The organism is Sanguibacteroides sp. AM78-02pH3A (genome assembly GCF_027666085.1).
Classification (GTDB): Bacteria; Bacteroidota; Bacteroidia; order Bacteroidales; family Marinifilaceae; genus Gabonibacter; species Gabonibacter massiliensis.
The window spans coordinates 1-393 of record NZ_JAQEHX010000001.1; the positions used below are offsets into that span (position 1 = coordinate 1).

At 43.8% G+C, this 393-nt stretch carries 1 protein-coding gene; it reads left to right on the forward strand.

Annotated features, from left to right (window positions below):
• Positions 1-24: 24 nt before the first annotated feature.
• Positions 25-393: ABC transporter permease (locus tag PGR74_RS00005; RefSeq protein WP_333492307.1), on the forward strand; the 369-nt coding region annotated here is incomplete at its 3' end.

Sequence of the window (393 nt, forward strand, 5' to 3'; positions counted from 1 at the left end):
AAATAATTTTAAAACACGTTTACAATGAAGACAATATTCAAGATAGCGAAAACGGAGTTGCAAACTCTGTTCTATTCCCCGATCGCGTGGTTGATCCTGATCATTTTTACCTTTCAATGCAGCATGGCCTTCTCCGATTTAATGGGAGGGATGGTACGCTCCAATTCTTTAGGCTACGGAAACTACAATGTTACCGGGGGGCTTTTTGACGGTTGGAGAGGTTTGTTTGTAACCGTTCAATCTTACCTTTACCTTTACATCCCTTTGTTGACGATGAGCTTGATGAGCCGGGAGTTCGGTAGCGGTTCCATTAAATTACTATACTCGTCGCCGGTGACGAACTGGCAGATCATTCTCGGTAAATACGCCTCGATGATGGTTTACGCTCTCGTT